27 protein-coding genes and 1 riboswitch are annotated in these 26,197 nt (G+C 70.8%); of the genes, 10 read left to right on the top strand and 17 right to left on the bottom strand.

What is annotated here, in order from left to right:
* Nucleotides 1–469, top strand: a 469-nt coding sequence (locus HGA02_RS00500) for a PD40 domain-containing protein (protein ID WP_210727972.1), incomplete at its 5' end; no start/stop codon positions are given.
* Nucleotides 466–1,368, top strand: coding sequence for an endonuclease/exonuclease/phosphatase family protein (locus tag HGA02_RS00495; protein ID WP_168676358.1), 903 nt, complete (start codon nt 466–468; stop codon nt 1,366–1,368). The genes HGA02_RS00500 and HGA02_RS00495, both read left to right, overlap by 4 nt.
* A gap of 160 nt (nt 1,369–1,528) precedes the next feature.
* On the opposite strand, the gene HGA02_RS00490 is transcribed toward HGA02_RS00495, so the two are convergent.
* Nucleotides 1,529–2,134, bottom strand: coding sequence for a hypothetical protein (locus tag HGA02_RS00490; protein ID WP_168676356.1), 606 nt, complete (start codon nt 2,132–2,134; stop codon nt 1,529–1,531).
* A gap of 223 nt (nt 2,135–2,357) precedes the next feature.
* Here HGA02_RS00490 and HGA02_RS00485 point away from each other — a divergent pair, with 223 nt between their 5' ends.
* Nucleotides 2,358–2,519 (top strand): hypothetical protein, encoded by a 162-nt coding sequence (locus HGA02_RS00485; RefSeq protein WP_168676354.1) that lies wholly within the window; start codon nt 2,358–2,360, stop codon nt 2,517–2,519.
* An 848-nt stretch (nt 2,520–3,367) separates the two neighbouring features.
* Here HGA02_RS00485 and HGA02_RS00480 read toward each other — a convergent pair.
* Together HGA02_RS00480 and HGA02_RS00475 are read right to left on the bottom strand one after the other, a co-directional pair.
* On the bottom strand, nt 3,368–3,709 hold the full coding sequence (locus HGA02_RS00480; protein WP_168676352.1) for a hypothetical protein: 342 nt from the start codon (nt 3,707–3,709) through the stop codon (nt 3,368–3,370).
* A gap of 129 nt (nt 3,710–3,838) precedes the next feature.
* On the bottom strand, nt 3,839–4,399 hold the full coding sequence (locus tag HGA02_RS00475) for a hypothetical protein (RefSeq protein WP_168676350.1): 561 nt from the start codon (nt 4,397–4,399) through the stop codon (nt 3,839–3,841).
* Nucleotides 4,400–5,275: 876 nt separating this feature from the next.
* On the opposite strand from HGA02_RS00475, the gene HGA02_RS00470 reads away from it, so the two are divergent.
* The gene (locus tag HGA02_RS00470) at nt 5,276–6,277 is read left to right on the top strand and encodes a DUF4236 domain-containing protein (RefSeq protein WP_168676348.1); all 1,002 of its coding nucleotides are present in this window, start codon (nt 5,276–5,278) and stop codon (nt 6,275–6,277) included.
* 154 nt (nt 6,278–6,431) lie between these two features.
* Here the strand turns inward: HGA02_RS00470 and HGA02_RS00465 are convergent, their stop codons facing one another.
* The 7 genes from HGA02_RS00465 to HGA02_RS20275 form a co-directional block, all read right to left on the bottom strand.
* Entirely contained in the window at nt 6,432–7,022 is a 591-nt protein-coding gene (locus tag HGA02_RS00465; protein WP_168676346.1) for a hypothetical protein, read from the bottom strand.
* 255 nt (nt 7,023–7,277) lie between these two features.
* Nucleotides 7,278–7,448 carry a hypothetical protein gene (locus HGA02_RS00460; RefSeq protein WP_168676344.1) on the bottom strand — a complete coding sequence of 57 codons (171 nt, stop codon included), beginning with the start codon at nt 7,446–7,448 and terminating at the stop codon, nt 7,278–7,280.
* 70 nt (nt 7,449–7,518) lie between these two features.
* Nucleotides 7,519–8,910 (bottom strand): hypothetical protein, encoded by a 1,392-nt coding sequence (locus HGA02_RS00455; RefSeq protein WP_168676342.1) that lies wholly within the window; start codon nt 8,908–8,910, stop codon nt 7,519–7,521.
* Nucleotides 8,907–9,332 (bottom strand): hypothetical protein, encoded by a 426-nt coding sequence (locus HGA02_RS00450; RefSeq protein ID WP_168676340.1) that lies wholly within the window; start codon nt 9,330–9,332, stop codon nt 8,907–8,909. Before HGA02_RS00450 ends, HGA02_RS00455 begins: the two co-directional genes overlap by 4 nt.
* A gap of 250 nt (nt 9,333–9,582) precedes the next feature.
* On the bottom strand, nt 9,583–10,995 hold the full coding sequence (locus tag HGA02_RS00445; RefSeq protein ID WP_168676337.1) for an FAD-dependent oxidoreductase: 1,413 nt from the start codon (nt 10,993–10,995) through the stop codon (nt 9,583–9,585).
* A gap of 48 nt (nt 10,996–11,043) precedes the next feature.
* Nucleotides 11,044–12,483, bottom strand: coding sequence for a 4Fe-4S binding protein (locus HGA02_RS00440; RefSeq protein WP_168676335.1), 1,440 nt, complete (start codon nt 12,481–12,483; stop codon nt 11,044–11,046).
* 12 nt (nt 12,484–12,495) lie between these two features.
* A complete protein-coding gene (locus tag HGA02_RS20275) occupies nt 12,496–12,855 on the bottom strand; it encodes a hypothetical protein (RefSeq protein WP_210727971.1) in 360 nt (119 codons plus the stop codon).
* 607 nt (nt 12,856–13,462) lie between these two features.
* Here HGA02_RS20275 and HGA02_RS00430 point away from each other — a divergent pair.
* The gene (locus HGA02_RS00430; RefSeq protein ID WP_168676333.1) at nt 13,463–13,702 is read left to right on the top strand and encodes a DUF2933 domain-containing protein; all 240 of its coding nucleotides are present in this window, start codon (nt 13,463–13,465) and stop codon (nt 13,700–13,702) included.
* 82 nt (nt 13,703–13,784) lie between these two features.
* On the opposite strand, the gene HGA02_RS00425 is transcribed toward HGA02_RS00430, so the two are convergent.
* From HGA02_RS00425 to HGA02_RS00410, 4 genes are all read right to left on the bottom strand, one after another.
* On the bottom strand, nt 13,785–16,073 hold the full coding sequence (locus HGA02_RS00425; protein ID WP_168676331.1) for a heavy metal translocating P-type ATPase: 2,289 nt from the start codon (nt 16,071–16,073) through the stop codon (nt 13,785–13,787).
* A gap of 14 nt (nt 16,074–16,087) precedes the next feature.
* Complete coding sequence (locus HGA02_RS00420) at nt 16,088–16,243, bottom strand: hypothetical protein (RefSeq protein ID WP_168676326.1); 156 nt, start codon at nt 16,241–16,243, stop codon at nt 16,088–16,090.
* On the bottom strand, nt 16,240–16,464 hold the full coding sequence (locus HGA02_RS00415; protein WP_130779772.1) for a heavy-metal-associated domain-containing protein: 225 nt from the start codon (nt 16,462–16,464) through the stop codon (nt 16,240–16,242). Before HGA02_RS00415 ends, HGA02_RS00420 begins: the two co-directional genes overlap by 4 nt.
* 122 nt (nt 16,465–16,586) lie before the next feature.
* Nucleotides 16,587–19,058 (bottom strand): heavy metal translocating P-type ATPase, encoded by a 2,472-nt coding sequence (locus tag HGA02_RS00410; protein WP_168676322.1) that lies wholly within the window; start codon nt 19,056–19,058, stop codon nt 16,587–16,589.
* Between the two features lie 231 nt (nt 19,059–19,289).
* Between HGA02_RS00410 and HGA02_RS00405 the strand changes: the two genes are divergently transcribed.
* Nucleotides 19,290–19,868, top strand: coding sequence for a D-alanyl-D-alanine carboxypeptidase family protein (locus HGA02_RS00405; protein WP_168676321.1), 579 nt, complete (start codon nt 19,290–19,292; stop codon nt 19,866–19,868).
* A 268-nt stretch (nt 19,869–20,136) separates the two neighbouring features.
* On the opposite strand, the gene HGA02_RS00400 is transcribed toward HGA02_RS00405, so the two are convergent.
* On the bottom strand, nt 20,137–21,198 hold the full coding sequence (locus tag HGA02_RS00400) for a HAMP domain-containing sensor histidine kinase (RefSeq protein WP_343035172.1): 1,062 nt from the start codon (nt 21,196–21,198) through the stop codon (nt 20,137–20,139).
* Nucleotides 21,199–21,239: 41 nt separating this feature from the next.
* The gene (locus tag HGA02_RS00395) at nt 21,240–21,962 is read right to left on the bottom strand and encodes a response regulator transcription factor (protein ID WP_168676316.1); all 723 of its coding nucleotides are present in this window, start codon (nt 21,960–21,962) and stop codon (nt 21,240–21,242) included.
* 148 nt (nt 21,963–22,110) lie between these two features.
* On the opposite strand from HGA02_RS00395, the gene HGA02_RS00390 reads away from it, so the two are divergent.
* The 4 genes from HGA02_RS00390 (at nt 22,111) to HGA02_RS00375 (ending at nt 24,817) form a co-directional block, all read left to right on the top strand.
* Nucleotides 22,111–22,383, top strand: coding sequence for a thioredoxin domain-containing protein (locus HGA02_RS00390; RefSeq protein WP_272726585.1), 273 nt, complete (start codon nt 22,111–22,113; stop codon nt 22,381–22,383).
* A complete protein-coding gene (locus HGA02_RS00385; protein ID WP_168676312.1) occupies nt 22,383–23,372 on the top strand; it encodes a cytochrome c biogenesis CcdA family protein in 990 nt (329 codons plus the stop codon). Before HGA02_RS00390 ends, HGA02_RS00385 begins: the two co-directional genes overlap by 1 nt.
* A gap of 128 nt (nt 23,373–23,500) precedes the next feature.
* On the top strand, nt 23,501–23,995 hold the full coding sequence (locus tag HGA02_RS00380) for a peroxiredoxin family protein (RefSeq protein ID WP_343035170.1): 495 nt from the start codon (nt 23,501–23,503) through the stop codon (nt 23,993–23,995).
* A 201-nt stretch (nt 23,996–24,196) separates the two neighbouring features.
* The gene (locus HGA02_RS00375) at nt 24,197–24,817 is read left to right on the top strand and encodes a DUF305 domain-containing protein (RefSeq protein WP_168676308.1); all 621 of its coding nucleotides are present in this window, start codon (nt 24,197–24,199) and stop codon (nt 24,815–24,817) included.
* A gap of 116 nt (nt 24,818–24,933) precedes the next feature.
* Here the strand turns inward: HGA02_RS00375 and HGA02_RS21535 are convergent, their stop codons facing one another.
* Nucleotides 24,934–25,254, bottom strand: a complete 321-nt coding sequence (locus tag HGA02_RS21535) for a C40 family peptidase (protein ID WP_343035169.1) — start codon at nt 25,252–25,254, stop codon at nt 24,934–24,936.
* 472 nt (nt 25,255–25,726) lie between these two features.
* Nucleotides 25,727–25,891: riboswitch (cyclic di-AMP (ydaO/yuaA leader) on the bottom strand.
* Nucleotides 25,892–26,197 lie beyond the last annotated feature (306 nt).

The following is a 26,197-nucleotide window of genomic DNA, read 5'->3' as shown; positions in this document are numbered from 1 at the left end:
CTGGAGCCCTGACGGGACGCGGCTCGCGTTCGTCGTCACCCTGCCCGACGCCGCCCAGGAGGTCCGCGTGACCGACACGACGTCCGGCGCGACCACGACGCTGCACCACGTCGACGCGACCGTGGCACTCCGGTCGCTGGACTGGTCGCCCGACGGGACGACGCTGCTGACCGCCGAAGGGCGCGCGCCGTCCGCCACCGGCCGGTCCCGCGACCGGGCCGTCGAGATCGACGCGGCCACGGGACGCGCGACGGTCGTGCTGCGGGGCGTCGGCGGCGACCTCGCCTACACGGCTGCCGACGGCTCGCAGGTCACGACGATCGACAACGGCGGGTCCGCGCCGGTCGCCCGGACCTGGTCGCGCGACGCGGGCGGACGGTTCGTCCTGACCGCGTCGGCCCCGATCGGCGCGGCTGCGGACCTCGTCGCCGCCGACCGCATCGAAATCCCCCGGTGCGCGATGCGATGAACGCCCGACGCCGCCCCCGGCACCTCGTCGCGGTCCTGGCCCTCCTCGCGCTCGTCGCGGGGACGCTCGCCGTCGGCTCGGCCGCCGACGCCGCGACCGTGCGGACGAAGGTCTTCGAGCTCAACGCGTGCGACCAGTTCGGGCGGGACCCGGTCTGCGACTCGACCGCGGCGCAACGCGCGGACGTCGTCGCGAGCAGCGTGCTCACCGCGGACAGCGACGTCGTGACGTTGCAGGAGGTGTGCCGCTACACCTACGACCGCCTGCTCCAACGGCTCGGCACCGCCTGGCACGGCACGTTCTTCCAGACGGTCACGATCGGCGACGACCGCTGCGCCCCGGGCGCGCGCAGCTGGGGGATCGCGCTGCTCGCCCGCGCCCCGGCACCCACGAACGTCACCGCGACCCTCCTGCCCAACCCGCTCGGCGAGAGCGAGCGGCGGTACCTGCTGTGCGGCGACGTCGTCATCGGCACCGCGCTGCGGGTGTGCACCTCGCACTTCTCCGTGCAGAGCGCCGCGTCGGCCGAGCAGGTCACCGCGGTCGGCAGCCGCCTCGCGACGCACGCGGCCGGCGGAGGTGCCGCGATCCTCGGCGTCGACGCGAACATCGACGTCCGCGCCTGCGCCGCCGCCGCGGCGCTCCGGCCCCTCTACTCGAGCGCGTTCGGCGGGACGTCGACCACCGGCTGCCAGACGGGCACGGGTGTCATGGTCGAGGCCGACCAGGCGCGCACGGGCGGCGACGGTACGTACGACGCGCCCACGTGCGGCACCCGCAAGTGCGACTACGTCTTCTTCACCAGGAACCGCTGGGCCGCGGACCACCGCGGCGTCACGACGTCCCTCTGGGTGTCCGACCACCGCGTGCTGCGCGGCCAGGCGACGCTGTCCTGGTAGGCCCGGGGTCAGGGCGGGCTCGGTCCGTGCGCGACCGGCGCGCCGAGCGTGAGGCCGCGCGCGGGTGGTAAGCCGAGGCGGCTCGATACAGCGGCGGTGCGGCCGATGGGTGAGCGCAAATGAACGCGGACGTTTGTACGCACGGCACAACGCCTGCGCGTTACTTGTCGTCGAGCCGGTCCGGAGGGCGCAGGCCCAGTTCTGCCTGCACGGCGTTAACGAGGGCCGATAGGTCCTGTTTCAATTCCGCGTGCGTCTGCATTTGGCGTACCTCCAGCTCCGTGTCGTCCAACTCGAACGCCCCCGCGAACGCCGCCCCCACATGCTTCTGCAGCCGCTGAGACAGCGTCGCGAGTGACTCCGGTGCATACAGGTACGCGGACGCGTCCGCGCTGGTCACTTCTGCGCTCTGCGCGTTGAACGCGCTCTGCGCTGCTACGAAGTCGGCACGTTCGTCCCCAGACCGAACGCGACGGATCGTCTGAAAGAGGTCTGTCGTCACCAAGATCAGCTTGTTCGACTCGTCGATGAGCCGCAGCAGCACCTGGACTTTCTCGTTGCGTGTCGCAACCGTGTGCGCCTCCGCCACGACGTTTTCGTGCCGTCGAGTCTCCGTTTCAGCGATCGTCCGGGCGTTCTTGTTCGACGAGTGGACGACGCCAAGGAACGTGGCAACGGCTAGGACCACGGAGCCGAAGAACGGTGCCCACGGCACCCACCACGCCGTCGGCTCACTGTGAAGGATCACGTCCAGCTCGAAACCCATGGCCAGAGGCTAGGGGCGCACCCCAACGTGCGGACGTCGACGCTCCGGGCGTGAGCGGGTGGAGAGCGCCCACGGCGCGTGGAGCCTACGACTCACCCAGCCGGGGACCAGACAACCCGTACGCGGGTGCGCGACAGTAGATGCCACCGCGGCCGGGGAAGCCGGACCGGGGTGTTTGCCCGGCAGGGCCTAACGATTGGAAGAGGACATGGATGAGGATCTGGTGACGATCGAGTATTTGCGACCGTCTACGGGTGAGGTCGAACGGCAACGTGTCTCGACGCTTGACCCGATCGAGATCGAGGGCGTGACGTTCCACGCGACGGGCGGCGGACACCGCGTGTTCCGCGACCGGACCGTCTACTCGTTCGTGCGCGTCGCGTAGTCAGATAGCCAGGGGCCCTGCCGCCGACGTCGATCGGCGCGGGGCCCCTTGTCTTGGCCGATGACGAGACGTAGACGCGTCGATCGTCGATCACGAGCGGGGACCCCTCCCGGTTCGTTCCGGGACCCCTCTCCGGACCCCGCGCCATGATCTTTCGTCCCACCCGAGAACGGCTCGTAACAAGGACCAGCCCTTACGCTCAGAACCGTCCTACACGCCGGTCGTTCCGTTTTCGGCTGGATCGCTCCCCGGTAGCGGCGTTCGCGCTGGTCAGGGGAGCGGTCCGGCGTCGCCGTCGCGGGTGAGGGCCCGTAGTTGACGGGCTCGTCGGCGGGCGCAGGAGCGGCTGCGGAGAGACGGGCCCGACGATCGAGATGTGACGCAGATCACACTTGCCGCCTCGCCATAGTCAGCGCGCGCATGTGCGTGCACTGGAAGTCGCCGAGCGCACGCACGCCGCCACGGCTACCCGAACACGTCTCGGGTCGCGTCGGCGACCCCACTTCGTCGCGCAGACTTTCTTAGGTCGGAAGGAACAAACCCCAGACAACGGTCCGGGGGAACCGCTCCGGGGCTTGTGGTTGTCGATGTCAGCGGAGACCACGAGCGTAGCCAGGCAGCGGCGGGCGGTGCCCATCATGGGCACGCGGCGCGCCGGTCGGGTCGGTCATCTTCCCCGTGTGCACGGGGAAGGGAGGCCCCCGTGGTTCCTCCGCCACCAGGATCCTGAAGTGATCCGGTAGGACCGTTGCGGCTCTCGGGTGCCTGGCTCCCGGGAGCCGCGCGGCGTTTATCCCCACCCGGCGTCGGCCCGGAGTAGGTGGCGTGGCGCTCCTGTCCGCGCGCGTTCACGATGACGGGCCGCGCGGGGGTCTGCTCAAGGGCGTACTCCACGGAGGGCAGGGTCGGGCAGCGACCAATCCGAGGATCGACGCGGCAGCCGTGCACGCGAGCCCGGCGAACACAAGCGCGACGTCGAGTGCTGCGATTCGCACGCGGTCCGTGGGTGCGTGTAGCCGTCTCCAGAACTCCTCGACGTCGTCATAGGTCGCATAGACGGCTCCGCCCCGACTGGCGACGAGCGCTCGACGCTTGCGCTCGATGGACCGAGCGCGCCGGTAGACGCGAAAGACGCCGAGGCTCGGCAGCGCGGCACCGACCACCGAGAGCAGCACCACGAGCGACGCCATGGAGCATGACGCTAGAGATGCTCCAGACGCTGCGGGGGTCGTGGCACGCCCACGCACCCGGCAGCGCCGTGGCGGGGCCGACGGTGAACCGTTCCACCATGAGCACATGCGCTAGTTCGCGCGGATTTGTCAGCGATCGCTCTCGCGGCGAAAGTATCCGGGCACGTCGAACAGTCCGGGAGTGCCCAGAGGACTCTCCCAAGCGACTCGGAGGCGGAACGTGACGAGCGCAGGGTCCCCGAGCGGAGCACTCTCCGGGAAGGCGGCGGCTGCGGCCAGTCCCGCTCGGTAGCCGTCCCTCGCGTCAAACTCGAACGATTCCGCTGGCCTCACGGTGCTCGACGCCGTCGCGTAGCGTGCACCGTTGACGAAGAGGTTCGCCATCACGGCGCGGGCCTCCGTCGTGCCATCGTTTCGAACCGACACGATGCCCGGCTCCGGTCCGGTCCTGTCGCCGGCCGTTCCGGTGATCGTCCATGTGACGTCGGTGCGTTCGACGGCCCTTCGCGATTCCAGGAGCGCGACCTCCGCGCTTGATTCGGCGGCTTTCGCCGATCGCTCTGACGACGTCGCGGACGCGGTCGACGCCGTCGCGGAATCGCGCGAATCAGTGCGAGCTCTACGCGCGACGACGAGGGCTCCGGCAGCGATCAGTGCGGCGGCCCACTCAGCCAGTGCTGACCAGTTCACGTCGGCATCGTCTCGCAGCCGACGTCCCGGAGTACGTCACGGCTCGCCGTTGACGTCGGCGCGGCGGCGCGGCGCGTGCTGGTCTGGCGTCGGACGGGGTCACGCCGGCCGGACGCGGTCCTCTGGCGGCCACGCGAGCCAGTAGACCTCCGCCTCCAGCCGCTGCCGGACGCAGAGCCACACGGCGGGCGCGGGAGGAGCCGGGCTCCGCTGGATCACCGCGACCGGTATCGACACGGTCTCACCGCCGTAGGTCTCGGACGTGACGGTCGCGTGCCGGGGAGGGGCGAGGTTCACCGTCTCGGCGGGGGTCGGTCATGTTCACGAGACGGCGGGAGTAGTCCACGGGCGGGACCGTACAAAGGTGCTCTGACAATGACGCCGGGGGAGCGGGCTCGCGAACGGGTGTGAGTCGCGTCACGGCCAGGAAGTAATAGAGCCCGCGCCACCCGTGCCGCTTGCTTCGTGGCACGTAGGTGGCACGGGCTCCGTGCCTTCGAGGCTTTGAGCCTCTGAACTGCATAAACACTGTCGGGCTGACAGGATTTGAACCTGCGACCCCTTGAAGCATCCAGGCGTCGCCGGTTGGATCTGCTGTCGTCTTGCACCAGTCAGCGAAACAGCGCGTGGTCTGCGAACTGATGAGGCCGGTGCCTCATCGAGGCCGTGCAGCGATCAGCACCTACGACCGCTGTCATTCAGTGAATCCGTGGGGAAAACGCGGGCGTCGAGTGGGGGGCCCGGGCCCGCCCGCGAGCCCTGAACCAGCATGCACCCGCAGGCAACCGAGTGCTTCGGTCTTCACCCGGCCGCCCGGTTCCGAACGGCTCACGGTCGCGCGCCGTCGGAGTAACTTCCGACCAAAGGAGGGCGAGCATGGGCTTTCGCGTCCGCAAGTCGTTCAAGGTGATGCCCGGCGTACGGATGACTGTCACGCCACGAGGCGTCTCCACATCGGTCGGGGTCAACGGCGCGCGCGTTCGAGCGCATTCGTCGGGCCGGGTGACGGGCACAGTCGGCATCCCGGGATCCGGGGTCTCGTATACGACCTCTGCGGGCGGCGCGAGCCAAGCCCGCACTGGTGCTCCACCCCGTGCGGTCGCCCCGGTGTCGGCACCGAAGCCTGGGATGCTGGCGCCGAGGTGGGAGAAGGCCCTGCACGCTGCGGCGGTGCTCCAGCGCGATCCCGGCGCTGTGCAGAGAGTGGCCGCTGGCCATTCCGAGGCGCAGCGGACTGCTGCTCTGCTTGAGGCCCTCCTGGGTGCGTTGCCGAGCAACGATGTCGCCCGTGTTCAAGAGCTCCTCGGCTGGCTCTGGCGCGAGGGGTACGAGCCCGCGACAGACCCGTTCCTGTCCCGGTATCTCCCTCAGGCGGCGCTCGCCCTGGAGATCACACCGGAGATCAGCGTTGAGCTCCCTCTGACACGGGACACCATCGGCCTGACGCTCGCTGAGGCGCTGCAGTCTGCCGGCGATGTACGCGGCGCATCCGACATCGTCGAAGAGGTGACGCCCTCCACGGTTGCCGCTGTGTCGTTGGCCGAGCTCTACGCCGAGCAGGCGCGCTGGGCAGATGTGATCGCACTGACCGACGGGGTTGCGAACGAGGACGAGGCGTCAATGTACCTGCTCGTCCAGCGAGCAGTGGCGCTGCGTTCAACGGGCAACCCGGGTGCGGCGCGGGAAGCGCTGAAGGAGGCGCTCCGGCTTCGTTCGAGGCCTGCCCAGTTGCGGCACCGGGCCCTCGTCGAGCGGGCCTACACCTACCTGGCGGAGAACAAGCGGGCGATGGCTCGCAAGGACCTCGAGAAGGTTCTCGCCGAAGATTCGTCCTACCCCGGTCTGGCAGAGGCGATGGCTGAACTGCCTCGAGAGTGACGCGAGCGACGAGGTACTCGTGACGGGTACGAGATCGGAGAGCTAGACGCCGTGCCAGAGGCGCGCACGGCGAGCGCCTGGACTTGATGAGATGCGGATGCGCTCGGTCACGCGGCGGCGTTCCGTGCGGAGGACCACATGCAACGACGTCGTCTCACGTTGATCGGAACATCTTGGCGAGCGAGGCGGCCAAGCCCTGGTGCGACGCGTCCGCTGTCTCGTCGGGGTCCGGCTTGAGGAGCTCCTCCCGACGCCGGGCGTATGCCTCCGCCCGAGCCTCCCACGTCGGCGCGTGCACATGCAGCGAGGCGAGTGTCGGTCCTGCGACGAGCACCAGGATCCCGATCACGAGCGCGACTCCGATGGCCCAGGCGATCGCAGCACCGACGACGGTCGGCCACGCACTCGACGAGCGCGTTGCGGATGCCCACCCTCCTATCAGCAGTCCGAGCAATGCGCCGACCGAGCCGCTGAGGAGCCACATCGCGAACTGGCCACGAGTCGAGTGCTGGGCGGCGATGGCGCGAGCGCGTCGTTCCCAGATGAGCGCCTCGTCGGGCTGCGTCACGGTGGCGGGCGCCGGGAAGTCAAGTACGGACTGCTTCCGCAGCCATCGGCGAATCGTGAACTTCCACGGGCCAGCGAAGCCACTCAGATGATCGGCGGCGAGCGGAAGGTCGGCCCACCGGTGCAGTCGGTCCAGCACAGCGGCGTTCGGCGGCTCGGGTTCGATCGGGGCGTTCACAGGGGGATGCTCGCATGCCCCTCCGACGCCCCGAGCGATACGAGGCGGAAAGCGACCACGCCGATCGCCAGCGTTTGGCCACGCGTAGCCGTTCCGAGTCTGAGCGGTCGGGCGGTACCACTAGCGCGCGTGGGATAGAACGTGTGTTCGATATGCTGCGTTGGTGAGCGTTGGTCGAGACCCGCGGACGGTCGTGAACCGCGAGGTTCCGCGGGATGTGCCTTCAAGGCCACAAGGAGACATCCCGGTCGTCGCTCACGTGGTCTGGTCCGACGGCACCGACGAGTGGCGTGCGGCGAGGGCGGTGCGGTGGACGAAGACGCACGTGATGGTCGCGTGGCTGGAGTTGACGCCCGGCCCGCGCTCCGAGCGATACGAATGGCTGAGGGCGGCGGATGTGGCTCGCAGCGTGAGCTGGTTCGTCACGCCGCCGGTTGCAAGCGGACCGTCGTAGATGCCCGCCTGCCGGGGTTCAGCAGCACGCCGCCTCGGAAAGCTAGGGCAGCGCGATCGCCATCGGTTGCGCGTGCACGCCCCAGCTGTCGCGACTTGATGACTCGAGGCTCGAGGCCGGCGAACGTCGGAATGAGGGCTGGACCGCCGTCGCGACAGCGGTGCTGAAGCGAGAGAGCGTGCCGTCGACGTGGTCTCGCGGGGCGCGGGCGAGGGTGGTACCTCCGACGAGCTTGGCTTCCGCGAGGGATGCATCCTCGCTGAGTGCCTCTCCCGAGAGGCTTCTGACGTCGACCCAGAGATGTCCTGCTTGCGCGAGCCGATTGAAGGAGGCGGAGCACCACGAGGCGCTCTCGGCCAGTGCGGCGCAGCCCGCGTGGAGGGTCCCGCCGAGAGCCCGTTCGGCGGGCCGGGCCGACAGTCCGCGGTCGCCGTTCACCCTGCCGCGCGGCACGAGGGCGGTGAGCAGACGACGAACGGCCACCAAGTCACTGTGGACGTCTTGCGACCGCGGCGCCGTGTCGGCGTACGTCCTCAGGTCGGTGAGCAGCTCTAGCCAAGCCCGCGCACGGCCGACCTGGAGGTCGCCGGCCGGCAGGGCGTGCGCGTGCAGGTCGAGCCCGTGGAACGCGGCGGTGTGCACCGACAGGTGGAGCCCGACCTGGGCGATGTCGACGAGGGTGGCGGTCGAGTAGTCCGGGTGCTGGCGCAGGTCCCAGGCGGCGCGGCGGATCCGAGCGACGCGCTCGGCGAGCTCGTCGACGGCTGTGGCGGCTCGGATGGTCGTGCTCGCAGGCGAGAGGCCGTCGAGCTCTGTCGTCGTCGCTCCCGTCACCTCCGCGGTGCGCACGACGTCCAAGGCTGCTCGATGCGCCCGGTCGGCCGGCGGCAGCCAACGACCGATCTGGCTCCATCGCAGCCCAGCCTGCCCGGCTCGGAGGGCCAGGGCGTCCTGGGTCGCGAGCAGTGTCGCGGTCATACCACCGAGACGACCGAGTGCGCCTTGGCGGGCGACGTCGTCCCAGACGAGGGCGGCATCGGGAGTCCATCCGCTGCCATCGATCGTCACGTGCGAGGCGATCAGGTCGGAGGCCGCGCGGATGTGCGTGCGTGCGACAGCCCAGGCGTGCTGTCGTCTAGGACCCCCGTCGGTGATCGGAGCGTCGCCGGGTGCCGGCGGCAGTGCGTCGACCATGGTGAGGGCCGCGGCTTCGACGGGGTGAGGATGAGCTGACGCCCTGACGCCGGCGACGCGGGCAGGGGAGATCAGCGCCCAGGCGTGGCGCCGTGCGGCGTCGAGAAGATCGAGGTAGGCGGCGACAGTCAGACTCGCGTCTTCCTTGCCGTCGAACCGGTGGCCCTCGACCTGGCGCCGACCCTCGGCGAGATGCGCAGCGGCAGCGTCCATGAGCGCGCCGTAGGTCGCGGCGTTCATGCCCGGCATCGCCTAAACTCGTCCTGCGCGCTGACGATGCGTCGGAATGCTCGGCCGAGCGTGCTGAGCTCGTCCTGCTCGCGGTTGTCCCCGCCGGCGGCGAGGAGCCGCCGAGCTGCCTCGTCGACGACCTCTTCGAGTACGCGGCGCGCGTCTGCTGTGTCGTCGTCGGGGAACAGCGCGGGGAGCGGGTGGTGTGACGAGTCGCTCCTCAGGGAGGGCCGTGCCCACTCGAGCTCTTCGCGAGCCTCGCCGAGGTCGAGCGCAGCGAATGTCAGGTCAACGCTTGAACCGAGTGGCGCGCTGAGGCTCAGTCGGATGGCGGCGTGCCCCGCGATGTCGAGCAGAGCCCAGAGGCCGTCCCAGCTCAGGTCACGACTCTCGATGAGCCGCTGAGCCGGCTCGCGCCATGACGACGTCATCCCGACCACCTCCACGGGCGTGGTCGGTCCACGCCCACGACGACGGTCGGGCCAGCGGCTACTCGGCCGCAGTTACGGATGGGCACTTGTGGACCGATGCGTCGTCACGTGCTGGTGTGCACCACGCGCAGCCAGACGCGACGCAGGTCGCGTGCCGGCGCCGGTCCGGCGTGGTCAGTCTCGGAAGGGGAGTGCCTCCGCAACGTCCCAGGAGGGATTCGGGGTGCTACGGCGACGCCCGCCGGTCGCTTCACCTGGCGTCGGCTCCCCGTCGCGGGGCTGCTCCGCGGGCTGCTGCGAGCAGCTCGTCTCGCGGGACGACCTTCACGCGCTCACGGCCCTGCGGTGCTCCCAGTGCTCGCTCGTACGCGTCGAGCAGCAGCCAACCGGACCACTCCACGTGCTCGACACCTCGCTCGACGAGCCACTCCGTCACGGCCTCCGGCTCAGGCGACGCGGCCTGCTCGAGCCCAGGGGCATCCTCGAGCAGCCGTGCGATCGTTTCCGACGCGTCCGACTTGGTGTGGCCGATGAGGCCGACCGGGCCGCGCTTGATCCAGCCCGTGGCGTAGACGCCCGGGATGTGCTCGCCGTCGACGTCCACGACGCGGCCCTCGCGGTTGGGGATGACGCCCGCGACCTCGTCGAACGGGATGTCGACGAGCGGCGACCCGAAGTAGCCCACCGCGCGGTAGACGGCCTGCACGGCCCAGTCGTGCGTCTGGCCGGTACCGGTGACGTTGCCGTCGCCGTTGAGCGCGGTCCGCTCGGTGCGCAGGCCGACCACCTTGCCGTCCTCGCTCAGCACCTCGACCGGCTTGTGCAGGAAGTGCAGGTGGATGCGGCGGCTGGCCGTGAGCTCCTCGGGCTCCTTGAGCGTCCAGTCCGTGAGGGTCTTGACGACCTGCTTGGTCTGGTTCGAGGAGTGGATCGCGGCCATCGAGCCCTCGTCGAACTCGAAGTCCTCGGGGTAGACGATGACGTCGACGTCCGGCACGTGGCCGAGCTCGCGCAGCTCCAGCGGGGAGAACTTCACCTGCGCGGGGCCGCGGCGGGCGAAGACGTGCACGTCGGTGACGGGCGACGCCTTGAGCAGGTCGTAGACGTTGGCCGGCACCTCGGTCGGCAGCAGGTCGTCGGCGTGCTTCGCGAGGATGCGCGCGACGTCCAGCGCGACGTTGCCCGCGCCGAGGACCGCGACGTGCCGGGCCTGCAGCGGCCACGTCCGCGGGACGTCAGGGTGCCCGTCGTACCAGGACACGAAGTCCGCGGCACCGTAGGAGCCGTCGAGGTCGATGCCCGGGATCGGCAGGGCCGCGTCGCGGATCGAGCCCGTGGAGAAGATCACGGCGTCGTAGAACTGGCGCAGGTCGTCGAGCTTGAGGTCGGTGCCGTAGTCGACGTTCGCGAGCAGGCGGATGTCGCCGCGCTCGAGCACCTTGTGGAGCGCAACGATGATCTGCTTGATGCGCGGGTGGTCCGGCGCGACGCCGTAGCGCACGAGCCCGAACGGCGCAGGGAGGCGCTCGAACAGGTCGATGCTGACGTCGAGGTCCGTCTTCGACAGGATGTCGGCGGCGTAGATGCCGGCCGGTCCGGCGCCGACGACGGCGACGCGCAGCGCGCGGCCGTGGGTGCGCGCGGGCGTGGTGGTGTGCGACATGGCTTCTCCGATCGGGTGCTGGCGTGAAGGGCGAGGAACCGCGTCGCGTCACATGCGGTGAGCCATGGGCAGCAGGAACATCCAGACGTTGATCGCGCCGAGCAGCACGATGATCACGAGGTACGGCGCGAGCGTGGCCCGTCGCCGCGCCACCGTCCGGTAGCGGCGGTGCGCGATCCGGCGGGCGGTATAGATCGAGCCGGCCAGGCCGAGCGCGAGTAGGACGAACTGCAGGACCTGGATGTTGCTGGTGCTCACGAGCGCGGCGTCCGCTCCCGCGCTCTGCCGGCCGAACAGCGCGGCCACCGTGTAGAAGACGGACTTTCCCTCGGCAAGCAGGTGGAACAGGTTGTGCGCGAGGTGCCCGGCGACGTCAAGCGGGATGAGCGCGTAGCCGAACCTCGCGAAGTTCATCTTCGTGTCCTCGAGGTTCGCGCCGGCCGCGACGCGTGAGGCGAGGGCAAGGAGAGCTACGGGCACGGTGACGGCGACCGCGAACGCGGCGGTGAAGATGACGGCGTAGCTGGTGATGCCGGTCGTGCTCTCGATCCACGCGAGGAAGTCGTTCCAGACCTCGAGCATCGTGACGTTCTGGATGAGGACGATGCCCATGATCGCCATGGCGAGGTACGACTGCTCGAGCTTCGGCTTGGTGATGAACCACAGCTCGCTCGTGGGCTTGCGCAGGCGGACCTGGATCGCGTCGTTCGGGCACACCTTGATGCAGTTGGCGCACAGGTTGCAGTTCGCCGAGTCCTCCATGGTGCGGGGGAACGTGAACAGCGGGCAGCCGGCGACCTTGTCGTTGCCGTTGTAGCAGACGGCCCTGGCCTTGCAGGTCTTGCAGATGCCGGTGTCTGCCCGCAGCTCGACCATGCCGACGCGCGCATAGTTGCCGGACAGGCCGCCGAGGAAGCACAGGTAGCGGCAGAAGGTCCGCCGCTGGAAGAGGGCGCCCGACGCGATCACCGCGGTGGTGAGGATCAGCAGGAGCACCCCGGAGCCCCACGGAGACTCGACGACGCCCCACACGTGGTCCGCCCAGGTGATCGCGAGGAACGACGCGTCGATGATCCAGATCCCGTAGTTCTTGAGGAAGTTCGGGACCGGGCGGTTGACGCCCACCCACCTCTGCACGAAGTCGGAGATGGCGCCGAACGGGCAGACGGCGCACCAAAACCGGCCGAGCAGGACGAAGACGATGGGGATGACCGGCCACCACAGCACCCACATGAGCGCGGTACCCGCGTTGTCGTGAGCCGAGTCGGGCCCGACGAGGAGCTGGTAGGCGACGAGCCCGAAGACGGCCGCCACGGGAATCTGCAGGATCTTCGGGTACCAACCGCTCCGCAGTGTCCTGGCGACCCAGGGGATCGTCATGAGGTTTCGGCCCGGGCGGGGCGGCGTGAGGTCAGGTCCGGGGTCGACGTCGGGGTCGAGGTCCGGCAGGTCCGCCGGCGGCGGGGGAGTGAGGGTCGGGGTGGCCATCGTCTTCTCCGGTCAGGCGGTCGTCGGGGCAGCGGACGCGTGCGGACGGTGTCGTGGGCGAGCGTTGCCTCGGCGGCGGAGGACCGCGGCGACGATCAGGACGGCGCCGTTGACGACCGCGAAGGCGCCGAGCACGAGGGCGCGCGGGCGCTCCGGGGCCGGGCCGCTCGCGCCGTGGTCGTCTCCGACAGCGCCGGCGCCGGACTCGTCGTGCTCGTGGCCCGGGGGCGTCGACGTGGTGTCGTCCGCCGCGTGCTCGTCGTGCCCGTCGGTGCCGTCGGTGTCGTCGTCGCTCATCCCGGCCACGTCGTCGCCGTGGTCCATCCCCGGCATGTCGTCCATACCGGCCATCTCGTCGTCCGTACCGCTCATGTCCCCGTGGTCCATGTCGGACATGTCGCCGTGATCCATGCCGGCCATCTCCGCGTGTGCGTCCGGCGCCGTGGCTGTGGGGCGGGGAGTCGTCGAGGGGGTGGACGACGAGGTCGGCAGCGGGTCGCCGTGGACGTGGGGAGCGGGGTCTTCGCCGGCGTGGACGCCCGCCGCGCCGAGGACGACTTCGGCGCCGGGGTGTGGTGCCAAGCCGGCAGGTGCGGCGCTGGATCCGGCGGCGATCAGCGGCGCGACGGCCGCGAGGGCGACGCCGAGCCGGACGAGGGTGGGCGACATCGCGGTCCTCCTCGGGACGGGTGGTTGCTGGTGAACCTTTGTCCTGGGGGACAGGCGCGACATGGGACTTGTAGTCCCGGGCGGCCCTCCTCTATCGAATCTTCATCGTGCCGACAGGAGCCGTACCGGCCTGGGCCGCGAGCGACGACGCACCACCGCGGCCAGACCACCCGTCTTCAGCGAATCTTCGTCCGCCCGCGACCCGAACCGCGTGGCTGTAGGGCGATCGTGAGTGCATGCCGATCGGGCGATGTCCGGCGGCCGAGTCCGAGCGACGAGGGAGCGAGTGACCGTGGACAGGAAGCGATGGATGAGCGCCCACTCACCGGCAGGCCACCTGCTGATGATGGTGGGGATCGGGGCAGGCATCTTCGCGGTCCTGGTGGTGACCGGTCGGTCGTGGAGCGACGCGCTGTCGTACGCGGCGCTGCTCGCGTGCCCCGTGATGCTCGTCGTGATGATGCTGATGATGGGGCGCCACGGGCACCAGCACGACCCGCACCACGACTCGTCGTCGACTTCTGAGCGCCAGGGGGCGCCTCGCACGTAGGCGTCGACGGCGCCTGCACCACGCGCGACGAGCCGCCCAGGTCCTCAGGACCTGGGCGGCTCGCTTCGTGTGCGGGCGAAGGTCAGCTGTCGAAGGAGGTGCTGACGGCGTCGAGCTCTTCCGCCGGCACGCTGCTCGCCGAGACCGCCTGGAAGCGACGCAGCCGCAGGCTGTTCGTCACGACGAAGACCGACGAGAACGCCATGGCCGCGCCCGCGATCAACGGGTTAAGGAAGCCCGCCACGGCCAGCGGGACAGCGGCGACGTTGTAGGCGAATGCCCAGAACAGGTTGCCCTTGATCGTCGACAGCGTCTTGCGCGACAGGCGCACGGCGTCGACAGCGACCCTGAGGTCGCCGCGCACGAGCGTGAGGTCGCTCGCTTCAATGGCGACGTCGGTGCCGGTCCCCATCGCGATGCCGAGGTCCGACTGCGCGAGGGCTGCGGCGTCGTTGACGCCGTCACCGACCATCGCCACGACGCGTCCACGCGCCTGCAGGTCTCGGACGACCCGCACCTTGTCCTCGGGCATGACTTCCGCGACGACCTCGTCGATCCCGACTTCACGCGCGATCGCACGCGCGGCCCGCTCGTTGTCGCCGGTCAGCAGGACCGGCGTCAGGCCGAGCCCTCGCAGTTCCTGGACGGCGCTGGCGGACGTCGGCTTGAGGGTGTCCGCGACGACCAGGAGGCCGCGCAGCTGACCGTCCCAGCCGACGCCGATCACCGTTCGTCCCGCCGACTCGGCAGCATCGACCGCGCGTTGCAGCTCCGCGTCCGCCGGCTGCGCCCACTGGTCCGCCAACCACCCGACGCGCCCTGCGGCGACGGCGTGGTCGTCCGCCACGCCGTACACGCCCAGGCCTTGGGTGTTGACGAAGCCGTCGACCGCGGGAAGGTCGCCGAGTCGATTGCGCGCCCCGGCGGCGATGGCCCGGGCGATCGGGTGCTCGGAGGCGTCCTCGAGCGCCCCTGCCAGACGGAGCAGCAACTCCTCGCTCGTACCGGCGGCGGGGACGACTTCCAGCAGCTCCATCCGCCCTGTCGTGACCGTTCCCGTCTTGTCGAGGACGACCGTGTCGACGCGCCGGGTCGACTCGAGCACCTGCGGGCCCTTGATGAGGATCCCGAGCTGTGCCCCCCGCCCCGTACCCACCATGAGGGCGGTCGGAGTGGCGAGCCCCAGCGCGCACGGGCAGGCGATGATCAGGACGGCGACGGCCGCGGTGAACGCCATCTCCGGACCGGCGCCGATCCCCAGCCAGAACCCGAGCGTCGCGACGGCGAGCGCGATGATGACCGGGACGAACACGGACGACACACGGTCGGCCAGGCGCTGGACCGGCGCCTTGCCGGTCTGAGCCTCTTCGACGAGCCGCGCCATCTGTGCCAGCTGCGTGTCCGAGCCGACGCGCGTCGCCTCCACGTAGAGGCGACCACCGGCGTTCACGGTCGCCCCGACGACGGAGTCGCCGGGACCGACCTCCACGGGTACCGGTTCGCCCGTGAGCATCGACGCGTCGACCGCCGACGTCCCGTCGACCACCAGTCCGTCCGTGGCGATCTTCTCGCCGGGGCGGACGACGAAGACGTCTCCGACCTTCAGCTCGCCGATCGGGATGCGGATCTCCGCTCCCTCGCGGCGCACCGCGACGTCCTTCGCGCCCATCTCCAGGAGTGCACGGAGGGCTGCCCCGGACCGTCGCTTGGCGCGTGCCTCGAAGTACCGTCCGAGCAGGATGAAGACGGTCACCGCCGCGGCGACCTCGAGGTAGATCTCGTGCGCCCCTCCGCCGCGGGCGGCCACCAGGCTGAAGCTCATGCGCATGCCAGGCGCGCCGGCCGCGCCGAAGAACAGCGCGTACAGCGACCAGGCGAATGCGGCGAGGACGCCGACGCTGATGAGGGTGTCCATCGTCGCTGCGGCGTGGCGCGCGTTGGTCCAGGCGGCTCGGTGGAACGGCAGCGCACCCCAGACGACCACCGGGGCGGCGAGCGTGAGCGACAACCACTGCCAGTTGTCGAACTGCAACGGCTCGACCATCGCGAGCGCGACGACGGGCACGGTGAGGATCGCGGAGACGAGCAGGCGGCGGCGGAGCGCGGCGGTCTCGTCCGGCTCGGCCTCGGCCTCGCCCTCGGCAGGCGGTGCGGGTTGCGCGACCTTCTGCCGAGCCGAGTACCCGGCTGCCTCGACGACTGCCACGGCGTCCTCGACGGACGTGCCGTCCGGCAGCGACACCTTGGCTTTCTCGGTGGCGTAGTTCACCGACGCCTCGACGCCGGGCATGCGGTTGAGCTTCTTCTCGATGCGAGCTGCGCAGGACGAGCAGGTCATGCCGCCGATCTCGAGCTCGAGGGACTGAGTCATGCGTGAGCCTCCAGTCAGCGGTGCTCGGCCGGCATGTCGCCGGTCGGCTCGACGGTGGGCGCCGTGGCACCGGGCTCGAGCGGTCCGAGGACCGCGCCGAGCCCGAGGCCGAGGCCGAGTGACGCGGCCAGCAGGGCGCCGAACCCAGCGAGCCGACCGGCGGTGCTCACGCCGTCGCGCCGGTCAGGGCGTAGCCGGCCTCGTCGACCGCCGCGCGGACGGCGTCGACGTCGAGCGGCTCGTCGCTGGCGACCGTCAGCTTGGACTCGCCACCGGTGACGAGCTCGATCGTCACGTCCTTGACCCCGGCGAGCTTGCTCACCTCGTCGGTGACCGAGGACACGCAGTGCCCGCACGTCATCCCGGTGACCCCGTAGGTGGTGGTGCTCATCTCGACTCCTTCTGGTGGGACGGTGCGTCGACCGGTCGGACGACGCAGGGCGGCGGGGTGCGCCGCACGATGGGGGAGCCCCTAGAGGACCCTTGACCGGCTTCCATCAACGGCTGGAGCATTCACGTGTCTCCCCGCCCTGCCGATGCCGGCTGCACCGGCACCCGGGCGTCGGGCGCGGACACCTCCGGCACGACGGCCGTGCCCGGCAGGCGCAGGCGCCGCAGGAGCAACGCGTTCACCGCGACGATGACGGATGAGCCGGACATGGAGAGCGCGGCGATCTCCGGGCTCAGAGACAGACCGAGCGAGGGGTAGAACACGCCTGCCGCGATCGGCAGAGCGACAGCGTTGTAGCCGATCGCCCAACCGAGGTTCTGCCGCATCTTGCGCACCGTGCCCCGGCCGAGGCGCAACGCCACCGGGACGTCCAGCGGGTCGGACCGCATGAGGACGACGTCGGCCGTCTCGATGGCCACGTCGGTCCCCGCACCGATCGCGATGCCGAGGTCGGCGGTCGCGAGGGCAGGCGCGTCGTTGACCCCGTCGCCCACCATGGCCACCCTGCGGCCATCGCGCTGGAGCTCGGCGACCTTCTCCGCCTTGTCGCCGGGGAGGACCTCCGCGATGACCGTGTCGATCCCGAGCTCGTCTGCGATACGCCGTGCGGTCGACTCGTTGTCGCCCGTGAGCATCACGACGCGCGCCCCCGCATCGTGCAGCGCGGCGACGGCGGCGGGAGCGGTGGGCCGCGGTTCGTCGGCGAGGGCGAAGACGGCGACGGCCCGGCCGTCGACAGCCACGACGATCGCTGTGCGCCCGGCCGCCGCGAGGCGGTCCCGCTCGGTGTCGAGTGACCCGAGCGTGACGCTCTCGGCGACCATCAGGCGGTCGTTCCCGACGACGACGCGTCGGCCGCCGACCTGCGCGGTCGCACCGTGGCCGGGCACGTTGACGAAGCCCGTCGCGTCCACGGCGGTCGCCCCCTCGGCCTCCGCGTAGCGGGCGATGGCCCGAGCGAGGGGGTGCTCCGACTCCCGCTCGACGGAGTGCACGAGCGCGAGCAGCTCCTCCTTGTCGATGCCGTCGATGACGACGTCGGTGACTTCGGGCTGGCCGACGGTGAGAGTCCCCGTCTTGTCGAGCACCACCGTGTCGATGCTCGCAGCGGCCTCCAGCGCGGACGCGTTCTTGAACAAGATGCCGCGCTTGGCGCCCAGCCCGGTGCCGACCATGATCGCGGTCGGTGTCGCGAGGCCGAGCGCGTCGGGGCAGGTGATGACGACGACTGTGATGGCGAAGAGCATCGCCGTGGGCGCGCTCGCGCCCGCCAGGATCCACACGAGGAAGGTCGCCGCCCCACCGGCCAGCGCGACCAGCACCAGCCAGGACGCGGCCCGGTCGGCCAGCCGCTGCCCGGGCGCCTTGGAGTTCTGCGCCTGCTGCACGAGGGCGACGACCTGAGCCAGCGCGGTGTCGGCCCCGACCTTGGTCGCCCGGGCGCGCATGACGCCGGTCGTGTTGATCGACGCACCGATCAGCTCGTCACCGACCTGCTTCGCCACCGGCAGGCTCTCCCCGGTGACCATCGACTCGTCCACCTCGGACTCGCCGGACTCGACCACGCCGTCGACCGGGATCTTGGAGCCCGGCCGGATCAGCAGCAGGTCTCCGACCTGCACGTCGCTCGTCGGCACCTCGACCTCGACGCCGTCCCGCACGACGACGGCGGTCGCAGGCGCCAGCTCGAGCAGCGTGCGGACCGCGTCGTTCGCCCCGCCTCGGGCGCGCATCTCCACCCAGTGACCCAGCAGGACGAAGGTGGCCAGGACGCTCGCGGCCTCGTAGAAGACCTCTCCGCCGCCGGTGAGCGTCACGCCCAGGCTGTAGAGCCACCCGGTCCCGACGCCCACTGCGACCAGCACCATCATGTCGAGCGTGCGCGCACGCAGAGCTCGGTAGGCGCCGTCGAAGAAGATCCAGGCGGAGTAGAAGATGACCGGCAGCGACAGGAGCAGTGCGAAGACGTCGTCGCGGAGCCCGAACGGAGCAGGCGCCGTGAACCCGATCAGCTCCCGGCCGATCGGTGACCACAGCGTGATCGGGACCGAGAGCACGAGCGCGACGAGGAAGCGGTTCCGCATGTCCCGCGCCATCTCGGCGATCGAGCCGCCGCCATGGTGCCCGCCGTGCCCCATGGCGTCGTGCGGGGACGGCGTCACCTGCGTGCCCTGGCCGTGACCGTGTCCGTGGGAGTGGTCGATCGCAGTCGTTCCGTGGGCCGCACCGTGGTGGTGGTCGGACGTCTCAACGGTCACAGCCTCGGGAGGGGCTCCGGCGGCGCTCGACATCGGCTCGCACACGTGCGCCGGCACGGACTCACCCCTGCAGTGGTACCCGCACTCACGGACCCAGTCGGTCAGCTGCGGCACGGAGGTGCGCCTCGGGTCGAAGGTCACGCTGGCGGTCTGCGCCGCAGCGTTAGCGTCGACCGCGATCACACCGGGCCGGCGCGACAGCGCCCGCTCGACCGATGCTGCCGACGTCGCCCAGTGGAGCCCTCCGACCTCGAGGACGGTCGTCTGGTGGTCCATGGCCGTGTCCCTTCAGTCGTCGATCCGGTCCGCATGCCACGGCGTCCCGTCATCCGGGACACCGAGCGCGGATACCCCCAGGGGGTATGTCGACGTTAACGCGGCGCCCCAGCCGCTTACTCCCGCCCTTCCATGAAGATTCGATTGAGCCTCACGCGCGGTCCGCCTCGGCGGCGACCTTCCTCAGGTAGCGCTGATCCCTGCCGATCGACGAGACCGAGGAGGTGTCTCGTGGACGCGATCGTGGGTATCGCCCAGCGCATGGCGGAGATCCGCAGCGGTCTGCAGGCCGTCACTCCGACTACCGCGGTAGCCAGCCATCGGGCAACCAGCGGCTCCAGCAGCGCGACGGCCTTCGCTGCGGCGCTCGGATCCGCCGTGACGGCGTCGTCGCCTGCCTCGTCCGCACGGAACGCTGACGGGGTTCCCGCCGACCTCGCGCGCTTCGGCAACGGGAGGATCCCCGCGGATGCCCTTGCACCTGTCGGCTCGTCGGGCCACCGTCTCTGGGCCCCTGCAGCGCAGGCGTTCGGCGAGCTGAGTGCTGCGGCGGCACGAGACGGCGTGCGCATCGGCGTCACCGACTCCTATCGCTCCTACGACGCGCAGGTCGACGTCGCCGCGCGCAAGGGCCTGTACTCGCAGGGCGGACTCGCCGCCGCGCCCGGGACGAGCCCGCACGGCTGGGGGCTCGCCCTCGACCTCGACCTCGACGCCCGCGCCCAGGCCTGGATGCGCGCCAACGCCAGCACGTACGGCTTCGAGGAGGACACGCCGCGCGAGCCGTGGCACTGGGTCTACTCACGCTGAGGCGGTCCGCTCGCCTTGAGCGAGTCTTCATCTGTCGTCGCCCGTGCCTTGATCTCGGCCCGGCAGCATCGAGGAGTGCGACCGTCCGGTCGCGGCTCTGGAGGTGCCCACCATGCCCGACGTCGTGTCGTCACTCGGTGTGTGGGTGGTCGTGCCGGTCGTCCTCGTGGCGGTCGCAATCGCGGTGTGGGCGATCGCCCGCCTCTTCCCGACGCGGCCACGGGGGGCCTCCGAGCGCCCGTGGTCGGCACACCGCCGCTGACGTCCGTCAGGCCGCCGGCAGTCTCACGGTGAAGGTGGCGCCGCGACCGGGCCCTGCGCTCGCCGCGCGGATCGAGCCGCCGTGGGCCTCGACGAGCGCCTTGCTGATGGCCAGGCCGATGCCCGAACCGCCGCTCGCACGGTCCCGCGCCGTCCCGACCCGGTAGAAGCGGTCGAAGACGTGCGTGAGGTGCTCAGGCGGGATGCCCTCACCGGTGTCCGTGACGACGACGCGGACACCGTCGCCCTCACGTTCGGCGCGGATGACGATCTCGCCGCCGCTCGGCGTGTGGCGCAGTGCGTTCGTCACAAGGTTGTCCATGACCTGGGACATGCGGTGACGGTCGGCGAGCACCGCCGGCAGTCCGGGCGTCGCGGCGCCCGTGAGCGTGACGCCCCGAGCCGCTGCCCGTTCCTGTGCGGCGTTCACGGCGGCGTCCACCAGATCCCGTGGCGGCGTCGGCTCGGCCTCGAGGACGACGTCACCCGCCTCCGCGTGCGTCACGGCGGCGAGGTCGGCGGCGAGCCGGGTCAGCCGGTCGGCCTGCTCGTGCAGGACGGCGATCGTGGTCGCGTCGAGCGGTTGCACACCGTCCTCGACCGCTTCCAGGTAGCCCTTGATCGTGGCGACCGGCGTCCGTACCTCGTGCGCGAGGTCGGCGAGCAGCCGTCCCCGCAGCCGTTGCGCCTCCTCCAGCCGGTCCGCCAGCCGGTTGAACGACTCGGAGAGGTCGTCGAACTCCGTCCCCAGCCCGGGTGACGGAACGCGGACGTCGTAGTGGCCGGCGCCAAGCGAGGTGGCGGCCGTCGACACCGCCGCCAGCGACCCGCCGATCCGCCTCGTGAGGACGAGGCTCACCGCGGCCGCCGCTGCGCCCGCGGCCACGAGGGCGATGGCGGACGCGACCGTCGTGGCGGACGTGAAGGCCTCCTCGACGTGCATGTCCGCCATCGCGTGGTCGGAGATGCCCGCGCGCATCAGGTGCTCGTGGAACACGGTGGGACCCACCGCCGCGACGACGATCCAGGCCGTCGCGGCAGCTGTCGCCAGGACGATCCCGATCGCCACCAGGAGCCGCGACGCCAGGCCGAACCGGCGCGCCGAGCGCGTCACTCGCCAGTGCCGATCCGGTAGCCGACGCCGCGCACAGTGCGGACGAACCGCTGTTCCTTCGCGGTGTCACCGAGCTTCTGCCGGACATGGAGGACGTGCACGTCGACGAGGTGATCGTCGCCGACCCACCCCGCACCCCACACCACGTCGATCAGGGCTCGGCGCGAGAGGACGATGCCGGGCCGCGACGCGAGCGCGGTCAGGATGTCGAACTCGGTCCGCGTCAGCTCGATGCGGCGCCCGTCGAGGTGCGTCTCGCGGGCGTCGACGTCGACGCAGAGCGGGCCGATCTGCAGGGCGAGCGCGGCAGGTGCCGGTGTCGACGTCGACTGCCGCGGGCGCCGCAGGAGCACGTTCACGCGCGCCATCAGCTCACGCGGGCTGAACGGCTTGGTGACGTAGTCGTCGGCACCGACGGAGAGCCCGATCAGAGTGTCCACCTCTTCCGCTCGCGCGGTGAGCATGACGACGTAGCAGTCGGTGAAGGTCCGGAGCTGGCGGCACACCTCGATGCCGTCGACGCCCGGCAGCCCGAGGTCGAGCACCACGACATCCGGATCGACCTGGCGGACGACCTCCACGGCCTGCGCGCCGTCGTGACAGACGGTCACCTCGAACCCGTCGCGCTCGAGGTATCCACCGACGAGCGTGGCGAGGGCGACCTCGTCGTCGACGACGACGGCACGTCGCGCGGCGACGGGTGCGGGTGTGGACGTCATTGCTCCATCTTCGGGGACCGTCGACCGGTGTCCCGGGACTTCACGAAACCTTGATCGAACGGCGAGCGGTCCTTCGAGGCGCCCGGGCGAGGCTGGGTCCGTCAGAACGACCCGAGGAGCCCCTGTGCCGGTCCACGCCCGTCCACCCGTGCGGATCACTGTCGTCCAGGCGCAGGCGTGCCACCTGTGCGACGACGCGAAGGCCGTGCTCGCCGAGCTGGCGAAGGACCATCCGATCGTCGTCGACACCGTCGAGGCCGAGTCCGACGCGGGCCGCGAGCTCGTGGCGCGGCACCGGCCGCCGCTCGCGCCTCTCGTCCTGGTCGACGGGGTGTACTTCTCCGCCGGGCGGCTGCCCCGCCGCAAGCTGGAGCGCACGCTCACCGCACGCCGCCACGCGTTGCAAGGGGCACAGGCCTGATGGGTACCGAGCTCCTCGCGACCGGCAGCATCCTGGCCGCGTTCTTCGCCGGCGGCGTCGCACTCTTCGCGCCGTGCTGCATCGTCTTCCTTGCACCGTCCTACCTCGCAGGGGCGGTCAAGAACGCTCGCTGGCGCCTGCTGCCGCTGACGTTCGTCTTCGCCGCCGGGCTCGCCGTGGTGCTCGTGCCGATCACCCTGGGCGTGAGCGCGCTCGCCGGTGCGATCGCGCGCTACCACGCGCCTTTGTACTGGGCCGGGGGAGTGCTCATGCTGGCGCTGGCGGCGCTCGCCTTGTCCGGGCGCATGTGGTCGTTGCCGTCGTTCGTCCGGGCACCCGACACCGCCCGGGGAGACACGGCCAGCTTCTTCGCCCTGGGGGTCTTCTCGGGCATCGCCTCCTCGTGCTGCGCGCCGGTCCTCGCGGGCGTCATGACGCTGTCCGCCCTCTCCGGCTCGTTGGCCGGTGGGTTCGCGCTCGGCCTCGCGTACGTCTTCGGGATGGTGTTCCCGCTCTTCGTCATGGCGCTCCTGTGGGACCGCGCGCGGCTGGGGGAGCGGCGGCTGCTGCGCGCGCGTGTCGTCCGGCTGCACGCTGGCCGGTTCACGCTCGTGACGAACACGATCAACGTCGCCGTGGCGATCGCCTTCGCGATCATGGGGCTGCTCGTCATCGCGCTCGCTGCGAGCGAGGACATGACTGGTGGGACGTCGGCACAGGACGCCGCCAGCCGCGTCCTGACACGGACGTTCGGCGCCGTGCAGAGCTGGCTCGCTCCCGTCCCCGAGGTCGTGCTCGGCATCGGGCTCCTCGCGCTCGCCGGGGCGTTCGCCTGGGGCGCGTTGGTGGGCCGCCGTACCGGGACTTCGAGCGCGGGTGCGGCGACCCCCAAGGCGGAGCGGTCAACGGCTCCCGACGCGGACACGGTCCTGCACGAGCCGACCTGCCATGAGTCGGCGGCACCTACGACGGAAGGGCCCACACGATGACGTCCGGAACCGCCGCACGACGGCGTGAGGAGCGCGAGCTCGCAGCTGCGCGAGCCCGTGCGGCAGAGCAGCGAGCCGAACGGCGCGCCAGGCTGCGGACCTGGGTGCTGTGGGGCGTGGGAGCGGTCGTGGTCGGTGTCCTGGTCGCGGCCGGGCTGCTGTCGTCCCGGCCGACAGCCTCGAGCGAGGTTCGTGAGGCCCCGCCGTTCACGCTGCCCACGTCCGACGGCTCCGAGGTTTCCCTGGCCGACTACCGTGGCGAGCCCGTGGTGCTGTACTTCAACGAGGGGGCCGGCTGCGACTCGTGCCTGCAGCAGATGGCCGAGATCGAGGAGGACGCCGACTTCGCCGAAGCCGGGATCACCGTCCTGCCGATCGTCATGAACACCGCCGACCAGATCAACGCAGACCGCGAGCGTCTGGGGGTGGAGTCACCGTTCCTCCTCGACGACGGCACCGTCTCCGAGGCGTACGGCACGCTCGGCACCGGCATGCACGAGGGCCTTCCGGGGCACGGCTTCGTCCTCGTCGACGCCGAGGGCCAGCAGGTGTGGCAGGGCGACTACCCGTCGATGTGGCTCGCACCCGACGACCTGCTCACCGAGGTCCGACGCCACCTCTGACCCGTTCCGATCCATCACCACCATCAAGGAGAAGCGCATGTCCTGCTGCCAGCAGAACGACCTCACCGAACCGGAGAGCACCACCACCGAGCCTCAGCAGTGCTGCAGCTCGTCCGAAGCCGCCGCGAGCGGATGCTGTTCGCAGACGCCTGCCGCCTAGGTCCGCACCGACCGCACCGTCCCGACGTTCAGGAGATCCCCATGACCACGACCGCACGCCGCCGCCTGGTAGCCGCAGCGGCCGCCACGACCCTCGCCCTCACGCTCGCCGCATGTTCCGGGGGCGACGCGTCCGAGGGCACCGGCGCCGGCGAGTCGCCGACCACCGCCGAGACCTCCCAGACCGAGGCGCACAACGCCGCCGATGCCCAGTTCGCGCAGATGATGATCGTCCACCACGAGGGCGCGATCGAGATGGCGGAGCTCGCCATCGAGCGCGGCGAACGACCCGAGGTCGTCGCCCTCGGGGAGCGGATCTCCGCGGCCCAGGGCCCCGAGATCGAGCAGATGACCGGGTGGCTCGAGACGTGGGGCGAGCCCGGCCCGGACGAGATGGGGCACGGCGGCATGGACCATGGCGGCATGGACATGGACGGCATGGACCAGGAGGGCGCGATGGCGGACCTCGAAGCCCTCTCCGGAGCGGACTTCGACCGGCGCTTCCTCGAGCTCATGATCGAGCACCACAAGGGCGCCATCGAGATGTCCGAGCAGCAGCTCGAGGACGGCGAGAACGCCGACGCACTCGCGCTCGCCCGCACGATCATCGACGCGCAGACTGCGGAGATCACGGAGATGACGAACCTGCTGAGCGACATCTAGTCAGCGCACGAAGAGGGCCGGCTACCGCGGGTGCGGTGGCCGGCCCTCTCGTCGTCTCAGCCGTCCTGGCAGACGGTCGCGCCGGTCGGTGCCGCTGGTCGCCCGCCGGGCGGTCGTCAGCCCAAGCGGATGAAGGTGGGGCTGGACTGCCAGATCTCGCGCAGCTGGATGGTCTTGCCAGGTCGCGGGGAGTCCACCTGCATGTCGCCGCCCGCGTAGATCGCGACTTGCCCCGGAGACCAGATCAGGTCGCCCGGCTGCGCGTCGGCACGGGACACGACCGTCCCTGCGTAGCGCTGCTGGCTCGACGTCCGCGGAAGGTTGATGCCGACCTGCGCATAGACGTACGACGTGAAACCCGAGCAGTCGAAGCCGGCGGGAGTCGTGCCGCCCGACACGTACGGCACGCCGATGTACCGCATGGCGATCTCGACCACCGCGCTTCCGGAGGCGCTCGCCGGCACCTCCACGGCAGGGGCCGCGGCCGCCGGTGCGGCAGCGGGGGTGGCGGCGCGGCGCTCCTGGGAACGGCTGGACGCCGTCGCCCGGGTCTCGGCCGGAGCCGCGGCTGGAGGGGGAGGCGGGGCGACCGCGGTGACGACGGGAGCGTCGAACGTCCATGTCGCCTCGGCCGGCGCCGTGACGACCCGCGCACCGATGAGGGCGCGGGCGGCCGCCGTGGAGGCGTCCGTGTCGACTCCGCCGATCGACTGGGCAGACTCGCGCGGGTGGTTGGCGTAGGTCGGTGCGGCAGCGAGCCCGAGGGCGAGGCCGGAGGCGGCAGCGACGGCGACGGAGCGTCGACCGGCTTCGTTCATGCTGTCGGTGGAACGGACCACCAGGTCATCGAGGGCCGTGCGTGGACGACGGGCCGCGCGGTGGCGGGAACTCGCGGAGCGAGCGGGCATGGAAGAACCTCCCGAACGCCTGCGAGGTTAGCTGTCGGGTTCGGGCGGAAGTCTCCCGGCCACGTCTTGGCTTCACCCCGAGGGCACCGTGGTGCCCGCACTCCTGGGTCCCCCGTCCCTGCCTCTCGTGCTCGATGTGCGGCCTCGGGGTCGGCAGGGTTCGGCGCCCACCGAGGACGTGCCGGCGGTGCACCGGCAAGTCGAGGCTAGACGAGCGTCCGCGTTCGCCGACCCCGCCGACCCCGCCGACACGAAACTCAACGGGATCTTCATAGAAGGAGACCAAGGGCCCAGACGGCGTTCGCTGCGCACGCTGGGGGAGGTGACTTCATCAAACCTTGAGCAAATCGCGGCGCCGCTCGGCACGGCTCGGGTGAGGCTGGTCATGCGCGGGCCGCGACCTCGCCAGCGCACCTCCTCCCGCCATCGATCAGGACGACCTCATGAACCGCATGCCCCGCCGCGCCGTGGC

Source organism: Cellulomonas septica (assembly GCF_012396155.1).
Lineage (GTDB): Bacteria > Actinomycetota > Actinomycetes > Actinomycetales > Cellulomonadaceae > Cellulomonas > Cellulomonas septica.
This window is presented reverse-complemented; position numbering and strand designations above follow the sequence as displayed.

Bases quoted from the DNA above. Each gene is read 5' to 3' on its own strand.
- HGA02_RS00495 (WP_168676358.1), top strand. From the start codon at position 466: ATGAACGCCCGACGCCGCCCCCGGCACCTCGTCGCGGTCCTGGCCCTC.
- HGA02_RS00490 (WP_168676356.1), bottom strand. From the start codon at position 2,134: ATGGGTTTCGAGCTGGACGTGATCCTTCACAGTGAGCCGACGGCGTGG.
- HGA02_RS00480 (WP_168676352.1), bottom strand. From the start codon at position 3,709: ATGGCGTCGCTCGTGGTGCTGCTCTCGGTGGTCGGTGCCGCGCTGCCG.
- HGA02_RS00470 (WP_168676348.1), top strand. From the start codon at position 5,276: ATGGGCTTTCGCGTCCGCAAGTCGTTCAAGGTGATGCCCGGCGTACGG.
- HGA02_RS00455 (WP_168676342.1), bottom strand. From the start codon at position 8,910: ATGAACGCCGCGACCTACGGCGCGCTCATGGACGCTGCCGCTGCGCAT.
- HGA02_RS00450 (WP_168676340.1), bottom strand. From the start codon at position 9,332: ATGACGTCGTCATGGCGCGAGCCGGCTCAGCGGCTCATCGAGAGTCGT.
- HGA02_RS00445 (WP_168676337.1), bottom strand. From the start codon at position 10,995: ATGTCGCACACCACCACGCCCGCGCGCACCCACGGCCGCGCGCTGCGC.
- HGA02_RS00440 (WP_168676335.1), bottom strand. From the start codon at position 12,483: ATGGCCACCCCGACCCTCACTCCCCCGCCGCCGGCGGACCTGCCGGAC.
- HGA02_RS20275 (WP_210727971.1), bottom strand. From the start codon at position 12,855: ATGAGCGGTACGGACGACGAGATGGCCGGTATGGACGACATGCCGGGG.
- HGA02_RS00430 (WP_168676333.1), top strand. From the start codon at position 13,463: ATGAGCGCCCACTCACCGGCAGGCCACCTGCTGATGATGGTGGGGATC.
- HGA02_RS00425 (WP_168676331.1), bottom strand. From the start codon at position 16,073: ATGACTCAGTCCCTCGAGCTCGAGATCGGCGGCATGACCTGCTCGTCC.
- HGA02_RS00415 (WP_130779772.1), bottom strand. From the start codon at position 16,464: ATGAGCACCACCACCTACGGGGTCACCGGGATGACGTGCGGGCACTGC.
- HGA02_RS00410 (WP_168676322.1), bottom strand. From the start codon at position 19,058: ATGGACCACCAGACGACCGTCCTCGAGGTCGGAGGGCTCCACTGGGCG.
- HGA02_RS00395 (WP_168676316.1), bottom strand. From the start codon at position 21,962: ATGACGTCCACACCCGCACCCGTCGCCGCGCGACGTGCCGTCGTCGTC.
- HGA02_RS00385 (WP_168676312.1), top strand. From the start codon at position 22,383: ATGGGTACCGAGCTCCTCGCGACCGGCAGCATCCTGGCCGCGTTCTTC.
- HGA02_RS00375 (WP_168676308.1), top strand. From the start codon at position 24,197: ATGACCACGACCGCACGCCGCCGCCTGGTAGCCGCAGCGGCCGCCACG.